Annotated in this window: 22 protein-coding genes; 9 read left to right on the plus strand and 13 right to left on the minus strand. The window is 67.7% G+C overall.

Going from position 1 to position 20404, the window contains the following annotated elements:
• Positions 1 to 19: 19 nt before the first annotated feature.
• Complete coding sequence (locus tag ABE454_RS14560; protein WP_346532779.1) at positions 20 to 2794, minus strand: SEL1-like repeat protein; 2775 nt, start codon at positions 2792 to 2794, stop codon at positions 20 to 22.
• Between the two features lie 245 nt (positions 2795 to 3039).
• Between ABE454_RS14560 and ABE454_RS14565 the strand changes: the two genes are divergently transcribed.
• On the plus strand, positions 3040 to 3258 hold the full coding sequence (locus ABE454_RS14565; protein WP_346532781.1) for a hypothetical protein: 219 nt from the start codon (positions 3040 to 3042) through the stop codon (positions 3256 to 3258).
• A 72-nt stretch (positions 3259 to 3330) separates the two neighbouring features.
• Here the strand turns inward: ABE454_RS14565 and argF are convergent, their stop codons facing one another.
• The 4 genes from argF to ABE454_RS14585 all read right to left on the minus strand — a co-directional run bounded on the left by argF (position 3331) and on the right by ABE454_RS14585 (position 7552).
• Positions 3331 to 4248, minus strand: coding sequence for an ornithine carbamoyltransferase (gene argF, locus ABE454_RS14570; protein WP_430826487.1), 918 nt, complete (start codon positions 4246 to 4248; stop codon positions 3331 to 3333).
• 140 nt (positions 4249 to 4388) lie between these two features.
• Complete coding sequence (locus ABE454_RS14575) at positions 4389 to 5564, minus strand: aspartate aminotransferase family protein (protein WP_346532901.1); 1176 nt, start codon at positions 5562 to 5564, stop codon at positions 4389 to 4391.
• 135 nt (positions 5565 to 5699) lie between these two features.
• Positions 5700 to 6614: a M20/M25/M40 family metallo-hydrolase gene (locus ABE454_RS14580; protein WP_346532785.1), complete on the minus strand. Its 915-nt coding sequence runs from the start codon at positions 6612 to 6614 to the stop codon at positions 5700 to 5702.
• Positions 6615 to 6700: 86 nt separating this feature from the next.
• Positions 6701 to 7552 carry an ABC transporter permease gene (locus tag ABE454_RS14585; protein WP_346532787.1) on the minus strand — a complete coding sequence of 284 codons (852 nt, stop codon included), beginning with the start codon at positions 7550 to 7552 and terminating at the stop codon, positions 6701 to 6703.
• A 234-nt stretch (positions 7553 to 7786) separates the two neighbouring features.
• Between ABE454_RS14585 and ABE454_RS14590 the strand changes: the two genes are divergently transcribed.
• The 3 genes from ABE454_RS14590 (at position 7787) to ABE454_RS14600 (ending at position 10693) form a co-directional block, all read left to right on the plus strand.
• Positions 7787 to 8332 carry a GcrA family cell cycle regulator gene (locus ABE454_RS14590; protein ID WP_346532789.1) on the plus strand — a complete coding sequence of 182 codons (546 nt, stop codon included), beginning with the start codon at positions 7787 to 7789 and terminating at the stop codon, positions 8330 to 8332.
• A 398-nt stretch (positions 8333 to 8730) separates the two neighbouring features.
• Positions 8731 to 9180: a redox-sensitive transcriptional activator SoxR gene (gene soxR, locus ABE454_RS14595; RefSeq protein WP_125900343.1), complete on the plus strand. Its 450-nt coding sequence runs from the start codon at positions 8731 to 8733 to the stop codon at positions 9178 to 9180.
• Between the two features lie 85 nt (positions 9181 to 9265).
• Positions 9266 to 10693 carry an MFS transporter gene (locus tag ABE454_RS14600; RefSeq protein ID WP_346532791.1) on the plus strand — a complete coding sequence of 476 codons (1428 nt, stop codon included), beginning with the start codon at positions 9266 to 9268 and terminating at the stop codon, positions 10691 to 10693.
• Here ABE454_RS14600 and apaG read toward each other — a convergent pair.
• Complete coding sequence (apaG, locus tag ABE454_RS14605; protein ID WP_346532793.1) at positions 10690 to 11097, minus strand: Co2+/Mg2+ efflux protein ApaG; 408 nt, start codon at positions 11095 to 11097, stop codon at positions 10690 to 10692. The genes ABE454_RS14600 and apaG overlap by 4 nt on opposite strands.
• Positions 11098 to 11190: 93 nt before the next feature.
• Between apaG and ABE454_RS14610 the strand changes: the two genes are divergently transcribed.
• On the plus strand, positions 11191 to 12225 hold the full coding sequence (locus ABE454_RS14610; protein WP_346532795.1) for a 2'-deoxycytidine 5'-triphosphate deaminase: 1035 nt from the start codon (positions 11191 to 11193) through the stop codon (positions 12223 to 12225).
• A gap of 176 nt (positions 12226 to 12401) precedes the next feature.
• Here the strand turns inward: ABE454_RS14610 and ABE454_RS14615 are convergent, their stop codons facing one another.
• Together ABE454_RS14615 and ABE454_RS14620 are read right to left on the minus strand one after the other, a co-directional pair.
• Positions 12402 to 13685, minus strand: a complete 1284-nt coding sequence (locus ABE454_RS14615; RefSeq protein WP_430826490.1) for an MFS transporter — start codon at positions 13683 to 13685, stop codon at positions 12402 to 12404.
• 11 nt (positions 13686 to 13696) lie between these two features.
• The gene (locus ABE454_RS14620) at positions 13697 to 14173 is read right to left on the minus strand and encodes a cupin domain-containing protein (protein WP_346532799.1); all 477 of its coding nucleotides are present in this window, start codon (positions 14171 to 14173) and stop codon (positions 13697 to 13699) included.
• Positions 14174 to 14222: 49 nt separating this feature from the next.
• On the opposite strand from ABE454_RS14620, the gene dapE reads away from it, so the two are divergent.
• The 3 genes from dapE (at position 14223) to ABE454_RS14635 (ending at position 16846) form a co-directional block, all read left to right on the plus strand.
• Complete coding sequence (dapE, locus tag ABE454_RS14625; RefSeq protein WP_346532801.1) at positions 14223 to 15416, plus strand: succinyl-diaminopimelate desuccinylase; 1194 nt, start codon at positions 14223 to 14225, stop codon at positions 15414 to 15416.
• Between the two features lie 76 nt (positions 15417 to 15492).
• A complete protein-coding gene (locus tag ABE454_RS14630) occupies positions 15493 to 15957 on the plus strand; it encodes a carboxymuconolactone decarboxylase family protein (RefSeq protein WP_346532803.1) in 465 nt (154 codons plus the stop codon).
• Positions 15944 to 16846, plus strand: a complete 903-nt coding sequence (locus tag ABE454_RS14635; RefSeq protein ID WP_346532805.1) for a sigma-70 family RNA polymerase sigma factor — start codon at positions 15944 to 15946, stop codon at positions 16844 to 16846. Before ABE454_RS14630 ends, ABE454_RS14635 begins: the two co-directional genes overlap by 14 nt.
• Here the strand turns inward: ABE454_RS14635 and ABE454_RS14640 are convergent.
• From ABE454_RS14640 to ABE454_RS14650, 3 genes are read right to left on the minus strand one after another with little or no spacing between them, the layout of a single operon-like run.
• Positions 16843 to 17301, minus strand: a complete 459-nt coding sequence (locus ABE454_RS14640) for a YbaK/EbsC family protein (RefSeq protein ID WP_346532807.1) — start codon at positions 17299 to 17301, stop codon at positions 16843 to 16845. The two genes, ABE454_RS14635 and ABE454_RS14640, sit on opposite strands and share 4 nt — an antisense overlap.
• On the minus strand, positions 17298 to 17516 hold the full coding sequence (locus ABE454_RS14645; protein WP_346532808.1) for a hypothetical protein: 219 nt from the start codon (positions 17514 to 17516) through the stop codon (positions 17298 to 17300). The genes ABE454_RS14640 and ABE454_RS14645 overlap by 4 nt, the downstream gene beginning before the upstream one ends.
• Before the next feature lies 1 nt (position 17517).
• Entirely contained in the window at positions 17518 to 17859 is a 342-nt protein-coding gene (locus ABE454_RS14650) for a RidA family protein (RefSeq protein ID WP_346532810.1), read from the minus strand.
• Positions 17860 to 17972: 113 nt separating this feature from the next.
• Between ABE454_RS14650 and ABE454_RS14655 the strand changes: the two genes are divergently transcribed.
• On the plus strand, positions 17973 to 18407 hold the full coding sequence (locus ABE454_RS14655) for an SRPBCC domain-containing protein (RefSeq protein WP_346532812.1): 435 nt from the start codon (positions 17973 to 17975) through the stop codon (positions 18405 to 18407).
• A gap of 10 nt (positions 18408 to 18417) precedes the next feature.
• Here the strand turns inward: ABE454_RS14655 and ABE454_RS14660 are convergent, their stop codons facing one another.
• The gene (locus tag ABE454_RS14660; protein WP_346532814.1) at positions 18418 to 19401 is read right to left on the minus strand and encodes a type II secretion system F family protein; all 984 of its coding nucleotides are present in this window, start codon (positions 19399 to 19401) and stop codon (positions 18418 to 18420) included.
• 16 nt (positions 19402 to 19417) lie between these two features.
• A complete protein-coding gene (locus ABE454_RS14665; protein ID WP_346532816.1) occupies positions 19418 to 20401 on the minus strand; it encodes a type II secretion system F family protein in 984 nt (327 codons plus the stop codon).
• Positions 20402 to 20404 lie beyond the last annotated feature (3 nt).

Consider the following 20404-nt stretch of genomic DNA (forward strand, 5'->3'; position numbering starts at 1 on the left):
TGAACGCGCCGTGCGCGGATCAGCCGACCGGGGCGACCGTAAAGGCGTCAGCGGCTTCGCGCGCCTTGCGCCGGTCGGCCGCCGAAAGACCCGAGGTCAGGCGCTGGACCGAGGCCAGAGCCTGCTGATCCCCGCGCCGCGCCGCGATCATATACCACTTGAAAGCCTCGACCCGGTTGGGGGCCACGCCCTCATCGCCCTTCTCCAGCAGTTGGGCGACGTTGTACTGGCTGTCGACGCGTCCGGCGCTGGCCGCCTTGGTCAGCCAGTTCAGGGCGTCGGCGCGGTTCCGCGCGCCGCCCACGCCGTCATACATCTGCATGGCGTAGAAATGCATGGCCTTGGCGTCGCCCGCCTCGGCTGCGCGGCGGGCCCAGGCGCGGGCCTCCGCCTCGTCCGTCGCCAGTCCGGCGGCCCCGTCCTGATACAGGCTGGCCAGACGCAGCTGCGCCGGGGCGTAGCCCAGGTTGGCGGCGCGCGTCAGCGGCTCCAGCCCGCTGTCGTCGCCATTGTCCAGCATCTGCACCGCGCGGGCGAACAGGCCCGCGCCCTCGGTCGCCGCCGCGTCGGGCGACGGCACGGCGTCGGTGGGCGAGGCATCCAGCGCCAGCGCCGCGATCGGCGTCGCATCCGCAGTCGGGGCCGCCCCGCCGTCCACAGCACCCGGCGCCAGGGTGAAGCCGCCCGGCAGGGTCAGGCCCGAACCGCTGGCGACCTGCAAGGTGGCGTAACCGCCGGCCACGCCCAGCGCCGCCACGGCCATGGCGCTCAGCGCCGTGCGCATGGTCGAGTTCTGACGCCCGGCCTGCTTGTCCAGCCGCTCCTGCAGCTTGGACTTGCCGCCGCGACGGGCCAGGCCGAAGCCCTGACGCGCCTCCGTCTCGTCTTCCGGCGACATGGCCGCGCGCGCCGCTTCCAGAACATCGCGCGTCGAATGGGGACGGGTCAGATCGTCCGACGGCGGGGTCGGAGAGACGAACTCCAGATCAGCCGAAAAGCCGTCGTCCGCATCTGCCGGAGCCGTTTCAGGCTCCAGCCCGGCCGTCACCTTCAGGATGTCGTTGACGTCGGCGCCGCCGAACAGGTCTTCGTCAACGAGAGAGCGTTCGGCCTCGCTCCACGGATCGGCGGCCATGCGGCCGAACGGCGCCCGGTCCGTCGCCGCCTGTGCGGCGCCCGGCGCATCCTCAAAAACACTGTCGGAGAAGACGTCGGCCTCGGCCGAACCGGCCACGATCTCATCATCGGTCGCTGCGTCGACGGACCAGTCGTCCGCCGCATCAGCGAAGGCGGTCGCGCGCCAGTCTCCGGTCGCGGTTTCTGCAGGCGTCCACGGCGCGGGATCAGGGCTTTCCAGCGGCGTCACGCGACGCGGCGTGCGGTCGGCGCGCTGTTCGATGCTGCCGCGCGCCTCGGCCAGAAGACGCGCCGTGCGCTCCTCGCTCTGGCGCATGCGTTCGGCCAGTTCGCCCGAGGCGTGCTCGTGGCGCTGCTGCATCCGGTCGGTGCTTTCCGACAGGCGGCGGCCGATATCGTCCAGCGCCTGGGCCGAACGGCGCTCGGACTGGGCGATGCGCTCGCTGAGGCGATCGGAAATGCGGGCGATCTCGTCGCCCAGCCGCTCCAGCGCCAGGGCGTGCTGGTCATCGGCCTGGGTCAGGCGCCGGTCCACCGCCTCGGCGTGACGCGCCAGATCGCGTTCAAGCTTCTGTTCAAGAGCGGCGATGCGGGCGCCCGAGGATGAGGCGCCTTCCTCTTCCACCTTCTGCACGCGGCCGTTCAGGTTGCGCGCGATCCGCATGATCTCGCGGCCCATGCCCTCGACCGCCGCGGCCGAGCGCTGCTCGGCGGCGCGCGCCTGTTCGCCGATGACGGCCAGCGCGCCCTCGATCCTGCCGGTCCGTTCGCCGCTTTCGATCGCCTCGAGACGGCGGATCATTTCGGTGCGGCTGGTCTCGACCTGACGGGTCAGATCCTCGGCCAGCCGTTCAAGGCGCGACGCTTCAGGCCCGCGCTCTGGAATCTGGTCCGGCTCAATGCGGCGTTCGGCGTCGCTCATGCGCCGGTCCAGCGCGGCGAACGACTGTTCCAGCGTCTTCAGGGCCTCGGACGTGCGCGCCTGCGCATCGTCTAGGCGCGCGCCGACCTGCGACAGCAGGGCGGTTCCGGCGCCCGGCCCGGCGGCCTTCTCGACCGCCTCGATGCGGTCGCGCAGTTCGCTGACGCCCGCGCGCTGGCGCTCGTCCATGTCGTAGAGGCGGGTGGAGACGGCGGTCAGGGCCGCGTCCAGCCTGTCCAGCCCTTCGCGCGCCTCGGCCCCGGCGTCCTGTTCCAGACGGCGCAGGCGGCGGTGGCCCTCGCGCAGTTCCTCGGCGATGTCGTCGATGCGGCGGGCCTTGGCGACCTCGGCCTCATCCTGTTTTTCCAGACGGCGCACCAGACCGGCGACGGCCTGATCAATGCCCTGAATGGCCAGGGTCGAGCGGCGCTCAGCCGCTTCCAGACGCTCGGCGATCACCTCCAGAGAGGCTCCCATCCGGCCCATGCTTTCATGGCGGCCTTCATCGCCATAGACGTCGTCCAGACGGCGCGAGCGGCTGCGGCGGTCATAGGGGTCGGGGATCGGCGATCGGCGCGGCAGGGTGGCGACGCCGTCATCCTCGTCCGGGTCGTCCATGATCATGGAGTTCAGCCACTCGCCCAGGGTCATGCCCGAGCGGCGCGCCAGATCCTTGGCGATTTCACGCGCCTTGGGATCGATGCCCTTCACGCTCCACGGCGCCGCTGCGGTCACTGATTCGCCTCCAGACCCATGATGCGAACGGTATCCTTCCAGATGAAGCGTGTAAACGCGACGTTAACCGCTAGATGTAGCGTATCACGCCGTTACAGCGACGCCTGCCTTCAGGTCGCTGATGCGCCTGACATGGTTAATGCCGCGTTTAGATTAACCGTGCAGCAAGAATTGCGGCAGCGCCGTTGAATGAGACGTGCAGGAGCGCTTGCAACCGGCGTGGCGATGTCCCAACTGGCGCCCTCATGGACGCCATGCTCACCCTGATCCTGCTGATCGCCTCTGTGGCGGTCGTCGTCTTCGCCGGATGGCGCGGGTCGCGGCCGACCGACATCATGCGCGGGCCGCGCCTGATGCCGTGGCGCTTCATCATGCTGCTGGCGGCCGCGCTGGTCTTCTTCCTGCTGATCCACCTGCTGGCGGAAGTCAGCGGGCGGCCGCTGCCATCCGCCAGACCCTTCTAGGCGCCAGACCGTTCCAGCCGCCGGGCGGCGCTTCTCCCCGCCCTCAAGCAGCGCAAGGCGCGTTAGGGCGACTTAAAAAGCCCCGAAGCACCAGGCCAGCACCGCCTTCTGGGCGTGCAGGCGGTTCTCGGCCTCGTCCCAGATCAGCGACTGCGGGCCGTCGATGACGGCGTCCGTCACCTCTTCGCCGCGGTGGGCGGGCAGGCAGTGCAGGAAGACGGCGTCCGGGTCCGCCTCGGCCATCAGGGCCTCGTCGACGCTGTAGGGTTCGAAGGCCGCCAGGCGGGCCTCATAGTCCTGATCGCCCATCGACACCCAGGTGTCGGTGACGACGACGTCGGCGCCCTTGACCGCCTCGCGCGGGTCGCTGGTCAGGGTGACGTGGGCGCCGCCCTTTTCCAGATCGCGCAGGTCGGGGTGGTATTCCGCAGGACAGGCGACGTGCAGGTGGAAGCCGAACTTGGGCGCGGCGTGCATGAAGCTGTGGCAGACGTTGTTGCCGTCGCCGATCCAGGCGATCGTCTTGCCCTCGATCGGGCCGCGATGCTCCTCGATGGTCATCAGGTCGGCCAGGATCTGGCACGGGTGGCTGCGGTCGGTCAGGCCGTTGACGACCGGCACAGTGGAGACGCGGGCGAAGCGCTCGACGTCCTCATGATCGTTGGCGCGGATCATCACGGCGTCGACCATGCGCGACAGGACGCGGGCCGTGTCCTCGACCGGCTCGCCCCGGCCCAGTTGCATGTCCGAAGCGGTGGCGATGATCGAGTCGCCGCCCAGCTGGCGGATGGCCGCATCGAAGCTGAAGCGGGTGCGGGTCGAGTTCTTCTCGAAGACCATGGCCAGGACGCGGTCCTTGCCCGGCGCGTCGGCGTCGGCGCGGCCCTGGGGCCAGCCCTTGCGCGCGCGCTTGCGGGCGTGGGCGTCGTCCAGAATGGCGCGCAGGGTCGCCGCGTCCAGACGGTGAATGTCGAGGAAGTGACGAACCATGACCAAGCCTTCTCCCTCCCCTTCAAGGGGAGGGTGGTCCCGCAGGGACCGGGTGGGGACGGTCCTGCGGAAATCTGGAGATAGAAGAAAAATCGGCCCCACCCGGTCTCCTTCCCCATGAAGGGGAGGGAGAAACAGCGTCAGCCTGCGATCTTGGTGCGGGCGAACTCGCAGGCCTTCTCGAACTTCTCGACAGCCTCGCGGGCCTCGTCGAGGGTGATGTTCAGCGGCGGCAGGACGCGGACCAGATTGTCGCCGCCGCCGGCCACCAGAAGCTTGGCCTCGTCACGGGCCCAGCCCATGAACTCGCGGTTGTTCGGGACCAGTTTGACGCCCAGCAGCAGACCCTTGCCGCGCACCTCGACGATCACGTCGGGGAAGCGTTCCTGCAGGCCGTGAAGCTGCTGCTTCAGATAGCCCGCGACCTCATTGACGTTGTTCAGGATGGCGTCCGAGGACACCTCGTCAAAAGCCGCCTGTCCGACCGCCATGGCCAGCGGGTTGCCGCCGAAGGTCGAGCCGTGAACGCCGACCGTCATGCCCTTGGCGGCCTCAGCCGTAGCCAGGCAGGCGCCGATGGGGAAGCCGCCGCCCAGAGCCTTGGCGATGGCCATGATGTCCGGCGTCATGCCCGCCCATTCATGGGCCCACAGCTTGCCGGTCCGGCCCATGCCGCACTGGACTTCATCGAAGATGATCAGGACGCCGTGCTTGTCGGCCATCTCGCGCATCCAGCGCAGATCTTCCTCGGGCGTGGCGCGGCAGCCGCCCTCGCCCTGAACCGGCTCAAGAACGATGGCGGCGGCGTTCGGGTTCTCGAAGGCGGCGGTCAGGGCGGCCTTGTCGCCCCACTTCAGCTGATGGAAGCCTTCCATCTTCGGCCCGAAGCCTTCGGTGTAGCTGGGGTTGGCCGCCGCGTTGATGGCGCCATAGGTGCGGCCGTGGAACGAGCCGTCGAAGCCGTAGATGTCGATCCGCTCGGGCTGGCCGTTGGCGACGTGGAATTTGCGCGCCGTCTTCAGGGCGCATTCGATCGCCTCAGTGCCCGAGTTGGTGAAGAAGACCACGTCGGCGAACGACTTTTCGCACAGGGATTCGGCCAGGGCGTCCTGCCCCGGAATCTTGAAGATGTTGGAGACGTGCCACAGCTTCTCGGCCTGATCCTTGACCGCCTGCACCAGCTTGGGGTGGGCGTGGCCCAGCGCATTGGTCGAGATGCCCGAGACGCAGTCCAGATACTCCGTCCCATCGACCGACCACAGTCGGACGCCCTGGCCGCGCTCCACTTCCAGCGGCGCGCGATTGTAGACACCCATCAGATGACCGGACACTTGGCAAACTCCATAAAGTGAGACGGTCCCGACGCGTCAGCGACGGGACCGCTTTTGGAAAAGGGCGACGAACTTGTCGGGCGCTATTTCCCCATAGTCAACACCGGGCAGGGCGCGAATTCAGCGCAGCTGCGCGTCCAGCTTCTGGATCAGCGCCGCATAGGTCCGGCCCGCCAGGTCGATGGTGTGGCCCTCGACCGCCTCTATGGCGTCGTCCTTGGAGTGGATCACGCGGAAAACCTGCGGCACGAAGCCCTCGGCCAGACCGTTGTTCTCGCCGCCGTTGAAGGCCAGCCACATCTGGTGGGCGCCCACCTCGTCCTGGAAACCCAGCGAAACGACCGGCGCGCCCGCCGCCGAAAAGGCCCGGTCGTCGGACGGCGGATATTCAGGGAAGCCGACGCACTGCATGGCGCGCTCGGCGCACAGTTCCTGCACCGCGCGGGTGACGAAGGCGGACTGCGCCCCGTTGTTCTGGCCATACATCAGGGTGTCGCCATAGGCGGCGATGTCGGAGTTCACCACGGCGGCGATATTGCTGATCCCGTGCGCCTCGATCCACTTCTTGGCGCCGATCAGCCCCAGTTCTTCCTGATCGAAGAAGATGATGCGGATGCGGTGCGACAGCGGCGCCTCACGCAGCACCTTGGCCGCCTCGATCAGGGCGACGACCGATCCGGCGTTGTCGATTACGCCCTGCGACATCGTCCCGTCGCGCAGTTTCACCGCGTCATAGTGGGCGGTCAGCAGGATTTCCTTCGGCCCGTCGCCGATCGTCACGATGACGTTTGAGCCCTGCATCGGCCCGCCCCGGCCGCCGCCCTCGAACGTCTCGACGGTCGGGGCGAAACCCTCGTCACGTAGCTGGCGCAACAGCACGTCCAGACGCGCGGCGTTGGACGGCTGCACAAAGGCGCCGACCTGTTCGTGCAGATCGGCGGCCCGGTTCTGGGCCAGTGACGGCGCCGCCGTCAGACAGGCGGCGGCCAGACAGGCCGCGCCGACAGCGGCTTTCAGGCGAAGATGAAACGACATGGAGAGGCCCCTTTTACGGGGCCCCACGCCCCGCGCTCGATGATCTGATTAAAGCGAAACCGGTCCAGATGCGACCGCATCCGAACTCAGCTCTTCAGCCGCCAGCCCGAACGGAACACCAGCCAGCAGGCCGCGCCCATCGCCACGGTCAAGACGGCGCTCATGACCACGCCGACCATCAGGCTGCCCTCGGCGTGGCCGATGAAGCCCGCCCGGAAGCCGTCGATCAGGTAGAAGAAGGGGTTGAACCTGCTGATGCTGGCGAACGGTTCAGGCAGGCTGTCGATCAGGTAGAAGGTGCCCGACAGGAAGGTCATCGGCATGACCACGAAGTTCTGCACCGCCGACAGATGGTCGAACTTCTCGGACCACAGCCCCGCCAGCACCCCGACCATACCCATCAGCAGGGAGGCGATCAGGCCGAACCAGACGATCAGGGCGATGTTGGCCAGCCCCAGCTTCGCAAACGGCATGACGCACAGCGCCGTCACCAGCCCCACGGCCACCCCGCGCGTCGCAGCGCCCAGGGTGAAACCGACCGTCAGCTCCAGCGGGCTGAGCGGCGGCGTCAGGAAGTCGGTCGCCGTGCCCATGATCTTGGCCTGGATCAGGCTGGACGAGGCGTTGGCGAAGGCGTTCTGCAGGATGGCCATCATGATCAGGCCCGGCGCCACGAACTCGGCGAAGGGCGTGCCATGCAGCGGCGGCCGCGCGCCCTTCAGCGCCACCACGAAGACCATCATGTAGAGCAGGGTCGTCACCACCGGCGCCGCCACCGTCTGGGCGCCCACCTTCCAGAAGCGGCGGACCTCTTTCAGGTAGAGGGTGCGCAGGCCCACCCAGTTGATCCCGTCATATCGGCGGGGTTGGGGCAGGCCTGAAGATCGGCTGTGAGGAGCGGCGGAAGAGGCGTCGGAACCGGCGGTCAGGTGCGTCATGCGGCCTCAGATGCGACAGCCAAGCCGGTTTCGCAAGGCATGGGGCCTGTGGATGACGCCCAAGAAATTGAGTCAAATCGGGACATTAACCATACTAGATGTAGTTTCTGTGGACAGGTGAATTCCCACATATTGCGTGTTTTAAGGGGTGATTTACGATTAGAGGCGTGATGAGGGGCCGAAATTCGGACTCCGGCACAAGATATTGAATCCGACTTCTCCCGGGAGGGCGACATGAACCCAGGCTGGACCGAAGACCGCGTCGGCGCGCTCAAGAAGCTGTGGCTGGAAGGCCAGTCAGCGAGCCAGATCGCCAAGGCCCTTGGCGGCGGCGTGACCCGCAACGCCGTGATCGGCAAGGTGCACCGTCTGGGCCTGTCGGGCCGGGCGGCGCCGTCGCAACCCGCGCGCACCACCTTCCGCCCCGCCCGTCCGCGCGCCGCCGCGCCGGCCGCGCCGGTGCAGGCCCCGTCGGCCCCGCGCCGCATCGAGGCTGTGGCTCCGCGCCCGGTCGTCGCTGCTCCGGCGGCGCAGGCACCGGCGCCGATCGCCGCCCCGGACCTGCCCGGCACCGCCACAGTGCTGACGCTGGGCGCCCACATGTGCAAATGGCCGATCGGCGACCCGTCGACCAGCGACTTCAGCTTCTGCGGCCGCCGCGCCTCGGAAGGCGTCTACTGCGTCGAACACGCCCGCGTCGCCTACCAGCCCCAGGTCCGCAAGAGCGCCAGCAAGGACGCCTCGTCCGACCTGGCCCGCAGCCTGCGCCGGTATATCTAAGTTCGCTATCGTTCGCCGCGCGGCGGCTCGCTGCTTGAGCTGAAGCGTGGCTATCGCTCGCGACGCTGCCGTTCTCTGCCTGAGCAGGGCAGCCGCCGCGTCGTCGGCTTTCGGCCCCACGGCCGACACGAACGCCTCTTACAGGGGCCGCCGTCCGCCCCGCCGCTTGCCGGCGGGCTCCGGGGCGGGACTGCGGTTCATCCGGGTTGACGCAGTCCCATCCCCCCTCGCCTCTGGCGAGGGGTTTTTTGTTTAGCCCTATCGCGCTTTGCGCTGCTTGAGAGTTTTTGCCGCCCTAACGCGCTTCGCGCTGCTTGAGAGCGGAGTTGGCCGCACAGCCGACCGCTTGCATCACGCCGCCAGCTTCACCATACCTCAGCCATGCTCGAGGTTTGCTCATGTCCGCGCTGAAGTCGGCCCTGTCGGTCGGCGAGGTTGCGCGACGCAGCGGCGTGGCCGTCTCCACCATCCATTTCTATGACGCCGAGGGCCTGATCGAAGGCTGGCGCACCGAGGGCAATCAGCGCCGATATCCCCGCGCCGTCCTGCGCCGCATCGCCATCATCCGCATCGCCCAGCGCGCGGGCATCCCTCTGGCGACGGTGCGCGAGGCCCTGACCGACCTGCCGCACGACCACACGCCCAACGCCGCCGACTGGCGCCGCTTCTCCGAGGCCTGGCGCGCCATGCTGCAGGAGCGGATCACCGCCCTGACCCAGCTGAGGGATCAGATCACCAGTTGCATCGGCTGCGGCTGCCTGTCGCTGGACGAATGCCCGCTGCGCAACCCCGACGACGTGCTGAGTCTGGAGGGGCCGGGGCCGCGACATCTGATCCCGCCGGTCTGACCGCCGCGCGCTTGACCTCAAGTCTACTTGAGGTTCTAAAGACCCATCGGCTTGCGGCAGCCCTGCCGCCTCCTTGAGAACCGATATGACCGACACGCCCAACGACGCCCCGCCGGGGTGGAGCGCCCTTCTGACCGGGCGCAACGGCGTCTACGCCCTGGCTTTGGCGGGCGGCGTCGTCCTGCATTCCGTCAACATCTACATCGCCACCACCGTCATGCCTTCGGCGGTGCAGGACATAGGCGGACTGGACTTCTACGCCTGGACCACGACCCTGTTCGTTCTGGCCTCCATCCTGGCGGCGGCCCTGACCGCCCCGTTTCTGCGCGCGACGGGCCCCCGCGCGGCCTATGCGGCGGCGGCCCTGATCTTCGCGAGCGGCTCGCTGATCTGTGCGCTGGCGCCCTCCATGCCGGTGATGCTGGGCGGCCGCTTCATTCAGGGGTTCGGCGGCGGCCTGCTGTACGCCCTGGCCTACGCCGTGACCCGCATCGTCTTCCCCGAGGCTCTGTGGGGCCGGGTCATAGGCGTCATTTCGGCCATGTTCGGCGTCGCCACCCTGATCGGCCCGGCGGTCGGCGGTCTGTTCGCCGAGATGGGCGCCTGGCGGCTGGCTTTCGGCTCGCTGGTCCCGGTGGCGGCGTTGTTCATCCTGCTGGCCCTGACCACCCTTCCGGGGCGCGACGGAGCGCAAGACGGCGGCGGCCGTCTGCCTCTGCTCCAGTTGGTCCTGCTGTCTGGAGCGGTGCTCAGCGTTTCGGCCGGAAGCCTGTCGCCGCTGCTGGCATGGAACCTGACCGGATTGGGCGCTGCGGTCGCTCTGGTCGTCCTGATCGCCGTCGTAGACGGACGTTCGCAGGCGCGCCTTCTGCCGCGCCGCTCGTTCAGCCTGAAGACGCCGCTGGGCGCGCTCTATCTGACCATCGCCCTGCTGATGGCGGGAATGCAGGCGGAGATCTTCGTACCCTATCTGCTTCAGACCCTGCACGCCCAGTCGCCGCTGTGGGCGGGGTATCTGGCCGCCCTGATGGCCTTCGGCTGGACCTTCGCCACCCTGGTCAGCAGCCGTTGGCAGGGCGGATCGGGCACGCGCCTGCTGTTCGCCGGTCCTGTGTTGATGTTGGGCGGGCTGATCCTGATGTCGGTCTTCCTGCCGATTGAAACGGCTGGAGGCGCAGGCGTGCTGGCGGGCGTGTGTCTGGGCCTGTTTCTGGTCGGTTTCGGCATCGGCTTGGTCTGGCCTGCGCTGGTGACGCGCGTGTTCCAGAACGCCCCTGATGACGAGCGCGACCTGACCAGCGGCGCCATGACCACCGTCCAGCTGTTCGCCATCGCCATGGGCGCGGCGGGCGCAGGCATGATCGCCAACGTCGCCGGGATCGCGACGCCGGGCGGGGTCGAGGGTGCAGCCTCGGCCGCCTTCTGGCTGTCGGCCGTCTTCGCCATCGCGCCGATCCTGGTACTGTTGCTGACGCCGCAGCTGTTGCGGCTGACGGCGGCGCGGCGCGGCTAGTTCAGGACACGCCGGGAATCCGGCACGTCCAGGCTGAAGGCCGGGATGGCGGCTTCGAACATCCGGCCTTCAGCGTCCTGCATGAAATAGGCGCCGACCATCGAGCCCGAAGGCGTCGTCAGCGGGCAGCCCGAGGCGTAGGCGTAGCTGTCGCCTGCCTCGATCAGCGGCTGTTCGCCGACCACGCCGGGGCCGCGCACCTCCTCGACCCGGCCCAGCGCGTCGGTGATGGTCCAGCGCCGGGCCACCAGCTGCACCGGGCCGCCGCTCAGATTGACGATCTCGACCTGATAGGCCCAGACCCAGCGCCCTTCGGCCGGGTCCGACTGGCCCGCCAGATAGGAGGGGCGGACGCGAACGACGACGCCTTCGGTCTCGGCGGAGTAGGCAGGAGCGGAGTGCATGCGCTATATGCAGCCCGCCGTGCGCGGGGTTCAAGCGTCTGTCTTCTTTGACGCGCTACACAGACGACGAAATCCGTGTGAGAACAGGACGGCATGACCCGCTTTCAGTTTCCCGACCAGCCCGGCATCCTTCCCTTCCAGGGCATTGAGACCCTGATCGCGACGGGCGCCATCGCTTCCGACACCCCGTTCGATGTCGATCAGGTCCAGCCCGCCAGCATCGACCTGCGCCTGTCGGATCAGGCCTGGCGCGTGCGCGCGTCCTTCCTGCCCGGCCAGCGCAAGGTCGAGGAACGCATCGCCGACGTCGCCATGCACGCCATCGACCTGTCGGGCGGCTATGTCATGGAGAAGGGCTGCGTCTATATCGCCCGCCTGCAGGAACGCCTCAGCTTGCCCAAGGGGCTGAACGCCCGCGCCAACCCGAAAAGCTCGACCGGCCGCGTCGACGTCTTCGTGCGCCTGCTGACCGATCAGGGCGGCAGCTTCGACGATGTGGACGAAGGCTATGACGGCCCCCTCTATCTGGAAATCGCGCCCCAGACCTTCTCCATCCTGGTCAAGCCGGGCACGCGCCTGAACCAGCTGCGCCTCAAGGCGGGCGAACCGCCCAAGCTGGAGACCCGCAGCGTCGGCGTCGACCTGCGCGCGGGCGACAACGGCGTCGTCGGCTATCGCGGCCGCCGCCACGCGGGCGTGGTCAACATGGACCACATCGACGGCCACGACCCGCGCGACTTCTGGGAGCCGCTGACCCTGCGCCGCGGCGAACTGCTGCTGGACCCGGGCGAGTTCTACATCCTGGCCTCGTCGGACGATGTGGAGATCCCGGTCGATCAGGCCGCCGAGATGACCCCGATCGACCCCTCGGTCGGCGAGTTCCGCGTCCACTACGCCGGTTTCTTCGATCCCGGCTTCGGCACGGACGAAGCCCACGGCGCCGGGTCAAAGGGCGTGCTGGAGGTCCGCACCCACGACACACCCTTCCTGCTGGAGCACGGCCAGATCGTCGCCCGACTGGTCTATGAACCGCTGACGGAACGGCCCTCGCGCCTCTACGGCGAGGGCGGCAGCCACTACCAGAGTCAAGGCCTCAAGCTGTCGAAACACTTCCGCCCCTGGGGCTGACCGATCCTTCTCTCCTTGTGGGAGAAGGTGGGCGCCGGAGGCGCTCGGATGAGGGGTGTGAGCGCCTCGGCCTGAAGGGTTGTCTCCGCAGCGGACGCCAGAATTTTAGACGCCGCGCCGCCACCCCTCATCCGTCATGCTGCGCATGCCACCTTCTCCCACAAGGGGAGAAGGACCTAGGTCAGCCGGTTCGCCTTCCTCAGATCGGGGAAGACCCGCGCCCATATTCCGGTCGCGGCCAGGGCGCCGACGCCGCCGAACACCGCCGCGCCGATCGGGCCCAGCAGGCGCACCATGACGCCGGAATAGGCCTCGCCCAGCTCGTTAGAGGCGCCGATGAACAGCATGGACACCGACGACACCCGCCCGCGCATGTGATCGGGCGTGGCCAGCTGGATCAGGGTCTGGCGGATGTTGACGCTGATCATGTCCGCCGCCCCGCCCAGGAACAGCACGGCTCCCGACAGCCAGACGCTTTTCGACAGGCCGAAGATCAATGTGCAGACGCCGAACATGGCCACCGCCCCGAACATCCAGCGCCCGCCGTGGCGCACGATGGGAAAGCGGCTGAGATAGATGGCCATGACCAGGGCGCCGACGCCGAACGACGCCCGCAACAGGCCGAAGCCGACGGCGCCGACATGCAGGATGTCGCGCGCGAAGATCGGCGTCAGCAGCGCCACACCGGCCAGCAGGACGACGACCAGATCCAGCGAGATGGCGCCCAGCACGATCTTGGTCTTCCACACATAGGCCAGACCTTCGCGGACCTGTTGCACCGGACCCAGCTTGGACGGGTCGACCTGCGGCTTGCCGCGCGTGCGGATCAGCACAAAGCAGATGATCGCGATCAGGAACAGGCCGACAGAAAAGGCGTAGGCCAGCGGCACGGACAGGGCGACGATCACCCCGCCCAGCGCAGGTCCGGCGATGGCGCCGGTCTGGAAGGCGATGGATTGGGCGGCGATGGCGGGCGGCAGGGCCTTGCGCCCCACCACCATCGGCAGGAAGGCCTGACTGGCCGGGGCGAGGAAGGCGCGCGCCGCGCCGAAGACGGCGGCCACCGCCAGCAGACCCCACAGGGGCGGCGAGCCATGCAGCGCCATCATCAGGAAGGCCACCGCGCACAGGCCCTCGACCGCGTTCGACAGGGTCACCGTGTGCTTGCGGTCACGCCGGTCGGCCATGGCCCCGGCCGGAAGGGTGAAGGCCAGCAGCGGCAGGAACTGGCACAGGCCGACCAGCCCCAGATAGAGGCTGGCCTCTTCGATCGGGTGATCGCGGCGGGCGATCTCATAGACCTGCCACAACAGGGCCGAGGACTGGATCTGTATGCCCAGCACCGCCGCCAGCCGCCCCAGCCACAAAAGGCGAAAGTCGGCGATGGCCCAGGGACTGGACGGGCCGCCGTCATGAGGTTCAGTCGGCGGCTGGGGCGGAACGGTCGGAGCGGGGTCGATACTGTCTGTGGTCACGTTCTTCGCGGCGTCTTCGGATAGGGGGTTCCGTCGCGATGGAAGTATCGGTCGGCGCCCTGGGGCTGGATCATGTCGATGTCGGGATAGTCGCAGGCGTCCTCGGTCGGGCGACGGCTGCCGACCTCCAGCAGCACCGCTTCACGGCCGCTGCGGTTCTCGATCTTATGGCCGTTCGCAACCCCCGCCTTGAAGCCGGCGCAGTCGCCGGCGCGCAGGACGATCTCGCCCTCGTCCTCGATCAGGACAACCTCGCCCTCGATTACCCAGACGAACTCATCTTCGGCCGCGTGCCAATGACGCTGGCTGGACCAGGCCCCGGCCGGCAGACGCAACAGATTGACCCCGAACTGATCCAGACCGACCGCATCGCCCAGCCGCCACCGCCGCAGTGATTTGCAGGGGGCCGCGAATTCGTCGGGGTATCCGGTTCCATGGCGGGTCGGGGCGCTGTCGATGTCGATCTTGGGCACGGTTTTCGGGCCTTCTCGCGGGTGCAGGATATGCCTAAAGCATTAGGCCATGAGCGCCGCATCACAATCCGTCATCGATCCTGTCGAACTGACCCGCGACCTGATCCGCATTCCCTCCGTCACCCCCGCCGATGAAGGGGCGATGGACGTGCTGGAGCGCGCCCTGACGGGCCTTGGCTTCACCTGCCGCCGCATGGTGTTCGAGGGGCCGACCGGCGTCGGCCACGACGCGCGGATCGAGAACCTCTACGCCCGGCGCGGGACGGCTTCGCCCAACCTGTGCTTTGCAGGGCATACGGATGTGGTTCCGATCGGCGACCTGAAGGCCTGGAGCGCCGGACCGTTCGAGGGCGAGACGCGCGACGGCGTCCTCTATGGCCGGGGCGCCGTGGACATGAAGGGCGGCATCGCCGCCTGGGTCGCCGCCGTCTCGCGCGTGCTGGCGTCAGGAGACGTCGAGGGATCGCTGTCCTTCCTGATCACCGGCGACGAGGAAGGCCCGGCCCTGCACGGCACCAAGCGCGTGGTCCAGACTCTGGCCGCCGAGGGCGAGGTCATCGACGCCTGCGTGGTCGGAGAGCCGTCTTCCGCCCAGCATCTGGGCGACATGATCAAGGTCGGACGGCGCGGCTCGCTGAACACCTGGATCACGGTCCACGGCAAGCAGGGTCACGTCGCCTATCCCGACCGCGCCGCCAATCCGGCCCCGGTCGTGGCCCGCCTGCTGGCGCGCCTCGACGCCCATGTCCTCGACGATGGCTATCCGGAGTTCCCGCCCTCGAACCTTGAAATCACCACCATCGACGTGGGCAATCCGGCGACCAACATCATTCCGGCCGAGGCCAAGGCGCGGCTGAACATCCGCTTCAACCCGACCCATACGGGCGACGGCCTGATCGACTGGCTGAACCGCGAGGCGGGCGCCCTTCAGGCCGAGACGGGCCTGCAGATCGATCTGGAGCACATGTGCTCGGGTGAGGCCTTTTTGACCGAACCGGGCGTCTTCGTCAGCGCGGTGCAAGACGCGGTGGAGGCTGTGCTGGGCCGCCGCCCGGAAGCCTCGACCACCGGCGGCACCTCCGACGCCCGCTTCATCCGCGCCCTGTGCCCGGTGCTGGAGCTGGGCCTGGTCGGCCAGACCATGCACCAGGTCGACGAGCGCGTGCCCGAAGCCGAACTGCGCGCCCTGACCGACGCCTATGAGCGCGTCATCGTCACCGTTCTGGAGCGTCTGAAGCCCTGATCCGCAGGGTCATGTCACAATCCGGCGGCCTGTCTCGTCATGAAGGGATACGTCCCCAAGCCACAGGAGCCACGACATGACCCCGCGCATAACCAACCCCGCCAAGGCTGCCCCCGAAACCTATCAGGCGATGGTGCGGCTGGAACAGGCCGTCGCCGCCAGCGGTCTGGAACACAGCCTGCTGGAGTTGATCAAGATCCGCGTCTCTCAGATCAACGGCTGCGCCTATTGCCTGCACATGCACACCGCCGACGCCCGCGCGGCGGGTGAAGACGAGGTGCGGCTGCACCTGCTGGCGGCATGGCGGGAATCCTCGCTGTTCAGCCCGCGCGAACGCGCCGCCCTGACCTGGGCCGAGAGCCTGACCCGCATTGAGCAGTCTCAGGCGTCCGACGCGGACTACGCCGCGCTCAAGGCCCAGTTCAGCGAGACAGAGCAGGTGAACCTGGCCTTCGCCGTCGGAGCGATCAATGTCTGGAACCGGCTCGCCGTCGGCTTCCGCTCGGCCCATCCGGCAGGCCCGGCGCGTGTCGCAGCCTGACCCCGTCACGGAGGCCTTTGAGGCGCATCGGCCGAGGCTGACGCGTCTGGCCTATCGGATGCTCGGCTCTGTGGCCGAAGCCGAAGACGTGGCGCAGGACGCCTGGCTACGATGGAGCCGCATCGACCCGACCGAAATCCACGAGCCCGGCGCCTGGCTGACGCGCACCACGACCCGTCTGGCGCTGGACCGATTGAAGTCCGCCCGGATGCAGCGCGAGACCTATGTCGGCGCCTGGCTGCCCGAGCCGTTGATCACCGGGCCTGCGTCAGGCGTCGAGGACTTCGCCGATGATCTGACCCTGTCGCTGATGACGGCGATGGAGCGCTTGTCGCCGTTGGAGCGCGCGGCCTTTTTGCTGCACGACGTCTTTGATGTCGACTTTGACGAGGTGGCGACGACCCTTGAGCGCGACCCTGTTTCCGTGCGGCAGTTGGCCAGTCGCGCACGCCGCCATATCCAGGCCGCCCGCCCCCGCTACGCCGCCAAACCAGAGGAAGGGGAGCGTCTCGCCCACGCCTTCTTTGAGGCTGCGAAGTCCGGAGACACCACCGCCCTCAGCGCGCTTCTGACGGCGGATGTGACGCTGAGATCGGATGGCGGCGGCAAGGTCATCGCCTTCCACAACGCCATTCACGGCGCGCCGAAACTGCTGCGTCTCTATGCCGGGCTGCATCGCAAATATGGCCACGAAGGCTCTGAGATGATCCGGCCGGTCTGGATCGATGGCCTGCCCGGCTATGTCAGCCTGGAACGCGGGCGAATCCTACAGACAACGGCGCTGACTATCGTCCAAGGCCAGATCGCCGAGGTCTTCATCACCCGCAACCCGGACAAGCTGGCGCACATCGCGGCTCTATTGAGTGAGACGCCGCCTGCCTCAGCCTAACGGCAGGCGTCGACCCATACGGCGTCGGTCAGATCGGCCATCCGCTCAGGGCCGATGTGGACGGCCGAGTGGATGGCGCCGGCCGCCGGGATCACCACGTCCCACGCCTTCAGCGACACGTCGCAATAGACCGGCAGCGGCGTCGCCAGGCCGAAGGGGCAGACCCCGCCGACCGGGTGGCCCGTCACGCCCTCGACCTCCGCCAGATCCAGCATTTTCACCTTGCCGCCGAAGGCCGCCTTGGCCTTGGCGTTGTCCAGACGCGCATCGCCTGTCGTGACCAGAAGCACGATCCGGTCGCCCGCGCGCAGCGACAGGGTCTTGGCGATCTGTCCCGGCTCGACGCCATGGGCGGCGGCCGCCTCGGCCACGGTCGCAGTGCTGACATCCAGTTCGATGATGGAGATGTCGGGCGCCTTCTGCGCGAAGAAGGCGCGGACGCTGTCCAGACTCATGGCTTTTCCGCCGCCGCTTCCAGTCGGGCGATGCGGCGGTCCATGTCGGCGACCTGTTCCTTCAGCCTGCGGGCCTCGGACGCCATGTCGACCGGCGTGCCGTCCTCATAGGTCAGCTGCGCGCCCTTTTCGATCAGGTCGAGGCGGTAGAGGGCCGTGACACGCGTCGCCCTGAAGCGCTCCAGCTCGCTCTCGCTGGTGATGACGCGGGCCATGTCAGCGCGCCGCCACGACGATGACTTCGACAAGGTAGTCGGGCGTGGCCAGCTTCGCCTCGCAGGTGGCGCGGGCGGGCGGATTGGCCGGATCGACCCAGGCGTCCCAGACCGCGTTCATCGCCTCGAAATCGGCGATGTCGGCCAGCCAGACCTGAGCGGACAGGATCTTCGACTTGTCGCTGTCGCATTCGGCCAGAAGGGCCTCGACCTCGGCCAGCGCGGTGCGCGTCTGGTCGGCGACGTCCTGACCGGGCTCTCCGACCTGTCCGGCCAGATAGATGGTCTGGCCGTGGATCACGGCCTGGCTCATGCGGCGGTCGGGCTGGATGCGGGTGATCATGGCGGCTCCTTTGCGCTTGAGGCCGGACTTAACGCGGCGCGGCGGGCGCTCCAAGGGCAAAGGCCGACGGCGCCGTCTTCCTAAACGCGAAAAGCCGTGCCACAGGAAGCGCCATGGAAACGATCCGCATCGAGAACCGCATCGGCGTGCGCGCCACGGCCGAACGCATCTGGGACGTGCTGACGGACTTCGACGGCTGGCGCCGCTGGAATCCGCATGAGGTGGAGGTCCAGGGCAAGCTGGGCTTCGGGGCGCCCATCAACCTCACCGAGCGCCTGCCCGACCTGGGCGAGCGTCAGGTGCAGGCGCAGCTGGGCGAGTGGGAGCCCAACGCCCAGCTGGTCTGGGTCGAACGGCGCGGCTTCCTGTTCCGCACCCTGCGTTACTATGAGATCGAGGAGCTTGAGCGCGGCGCCTGCATCATCTCGCACGGCACGGTCTTCACCGGCCTGCGCGCCGAGCTGTTCCACGACAAACACCGCGCCCGCATCCGTCCCGCCTATCAGGCCATCAGCGAGGCCCTGAAGCGCGTGGCGGAAGAAGGCTGAAACGGGCGCTTCAGCGGTTCGCCATCATATCCTGAATGTTGATGATGGCCGGGCCCAGGATCACCACGAACAGCACCGGCAGGAAGAACAGGATCATCGGCACGGTCAGCTTGGCCGGCAGGGCGGCGGCCTTCTTCTCGGCGGCGGCCAGACGCAGGTCGCGGTTTTCCTTGGCCATGACGCGCAGCGCCGATCCCAGCGGGGTGCCATAGGTCTCAGCCTGGGTCATGGCGGTCGCCACAGCCTTGATGCCCGGATGCTGGGTCCGCTTGGCCATGCCTTCATAGGCCATGCGGCGGTCCGGCAGGTAGCTGAGCTCAGCCGACAACAGGGACAGCTCTTCGGCCAGTTCGATGGACTGGCTGCCCACTTCCTGACTGACCTTCTGGATGGCGGCCTCGATCGACATGCCCGATTCCACGCAGATCAGCAGCAGGTCCAGCGAGTCCGGAAAGGCCGCCATGATCGAAGCCCGCCGCTTGTCGATCATGTTCTTCAGATAGATGTTCGGCGCATAGAAGCCGACGCCCGCCGCCCCCACGACGATGGCCATATAGGTGGTCACAGGCAAATCCGGCTTGACCACGCCGAACAGATAGAAGGCCGTCAGTCCCATCAGGATGAAGGGCGTGGCGAAGCGGAAGAAGTAGAAGGTGTTCAGCGGCCCCGGTCCGCGAAACCCGGCCTGGGCCATGTTGTCGGCCACCTTGGGGTCTTCCAGCAACTTGATCAGGTTCAGGCGCTTGACCACCCGGCTGCGGAAACTGTCGTCGGTCTGGCGCAGGCCCGACCCTTCGCCGCCGCGAATGGCCTGACGCGACCGGCGACGCAGCTCCTCGCGCCGTTCGCCGACGGCCTTCATCCGGCGATCCAGCCGTGCGCCGCCCCCGACAAAGGACGACAGCAGGGTCAGGACGCTGGCGAAGACGGCCACGCCGACGCCCACGCTCAGCAGGTTCTGCGGGTCGGTGATGAAACGCATGAAGCCGTTCATGATCGCCGTCTCCGTCTCAGAACTTGAAGGAAATCATGCGCTTCATCACGAAGACGCCGATCCCCATCCACAGGCCTGCGCCCAGCAGCATCAGCTGGCCCCGGATGTCGGTGAACATCAGCATCATATAGCCGGGACTCGACAACAGAACGAGGATCATGACCGCCGGCGGCAGGGAGGCGATGATGCCGGCCGAGGCTATGGCCTCCGAAGACAGCGCCTTGATCTTCTCGACCATCATCCGCCGGGCGCGCAGCACCGCCGTCAGGTTGCCGAGCGCCTCGGCCAGGTTGCCGCCCGACTTCTGCTGGATGGCGATAACAATGGAGAAGAACTTCAGCTCAGGCGTCGGGATGCGCTCATACATCTTGTCTAACGCCTGTGCGAGCGTCAGACCCACGCCAAGTCCCTCGACCAGAGAGCGGAATTCTCCGGCCAGCGGCTCGGGGCTTTCGCGGGCGATGATCTTGAAACACTCATGAACCGGCAGGCCGGTCTTGATGCCACGCACAAGAATGTCGACCGCATCGGGAAAGGCCATGGAGAACTTCTTCATCCGCGCCTTGGCCTTCATACCCACAAGCCAACGCGGCAGGCCCAGCCCCATGACGACGCCGACGCCCAGCGCCAGGATGATGTTCGCGCCCAGACCCAAGGCGATCAGGACGCCCACTAGTCCCGCAACGACGCTGATGATGATGAAGACGCGCATCGACATCTTCAGCCCCGCCTGCTTCAGCTTGGCGCTCATCGTCATGCGCGCCTTGCGTTCGCGCCGGTCGAGCTCTTTCAGCTGAAGCATGATCTGCTTGCGACGGGCCTCGGGCGTGTTGGCAACGGCCGCGCGTTTGGCGTTGGCCACGGCTTCGGCGCGGACGCCGCCGATGGTCTTGGCGCGCTTGACGGCCTGATCCGAGGCGTCATCGCCGCTGACCAGCACCCAGCCCACGCCGCCGATGGTGATGAAGGCCAGAACCGCCGCAAGGATCGGAAGCAGCATGAC

It is taken from the genome of Brevundimonas diminuta (genome assembly GCF_039673845.1).
GTDB classification, from domain to species: Bacteria; Pseudomonadota; Alphaproteobacteria; order Caulobacterales; family Caulobacteraceae; genus Brevundimonas; species Brevundimonas diminuta_E.